Consider the following 1,063-nt stretch of genomic DNA (forward strand, 5'->3'; position numbering starts at 1 on the left):
TACTTCTCCTCAAACAATCTCGAGAACCTTCCAAGGTTGCCGAACCCCCACCTGAATGCGATTTCCGTCACACTGCCGGAAGCCTGAACCAAATCGTCAAAGGCATTCTCCAGCCGGATATCGCGCAGCACCGTAAGGGGGCTCTTGTGTCGAAACTCCTTGAACCCATATTGGAGAGCACGTTCGCTACAGCCGGCCTCTCTCGCCAGGCGTTCAATGGTGACCGGTTTGTCAGCGTTGGCTCTCATGTAGTCCTCGGCTCTCTTGACGATTCGAGGAATGGCAACGTCACTCGCACCCTTGTTAAAGACGTCTGCGTAGTTGTGCTCCATGCCACCGATGATGTTGGAGAACATGAGCTCGCGAAACTGCGCGCGCACGATCGGGTTGTCGAAACATTGGGCAGACTCGTTGTGCAAACTCATGAAGTATTCGATCAAAGCAGATATCGACTGACCCTGAACGGTCGACAGGTTCATTGTCGGGGCAAACCTCAGCGGCTTGTCCAGCTGGTTCTGATAATATGATTTCGCTCTTTCTTCCAAACGGGCATGGGGAATGACGAGGTTAACCGCGGTGTGACCTTTGCTGTAGGTTCTCGTGTCTTCCGTCAGGCTGAATATCCTGGCATGGCCGATTTCTTTTTCCGCGCTAACCTGACCCAAATACGGGTCAGTCGTGCATACTTCACCCCTCAGCGTTATTCGAAGATTGAAGTCATCCTGTTTGGCAAGCGACATGCCGATAGAAGGTGCGCTCCAGTCGAGATACACCAGGCTGATGTCCTGCGTGGTTGCACATGCGATTTGAGCCCTTATTTCATTGTGCGGGCGTTCAAGCGGCTCGGCCTTGTAGGCGGTCACATTCCGGGAGATCATCTCACCGACTTCTTCAATCTCTCCTTTCTCGACCACGCCGTAGAGCTGGCAAAACTTCTCGAATGATTTGATAGACATCGCCATGGGCTGCATATCCCAACTTCATCGTTAACAGGCTAACGCGGATTGGATGACCAGCATCAAGATGGCAGAGCTTTTCAACCGGAACCTGTAGCCTGTCTGCT

Annotated in this window: 1 protein-coding gene; it reads right to left on the bottom strand. The window is 52.6% G+C overall.

Translation table 11 applies throughout. The annotated features are described in order from the left end of the window. Positions 1–962, bottom strand: a 962-nt coding sequence (locus OOZ53_RS26480; RefSeq protein WP_271092805.1) for an AraC family transcriptional regulator, incomplete at its 3' end; no start/stop codon positions are given. Positions 963–1,063: the final 101 nt, after the last annotated feature.

Origin of the sequence: Allohoeflea poritis (assembly GCF_027889715.1) — a bacterium.
In the GTDB taxonomy this organism is placed as follows: domain Bacteria; phylum Pseudomonadota; class Alphaproteobacteria; order Rhizobiales; family Rhizobiaceae; genus Hoeflea_A; species Hoeflea_A poritis.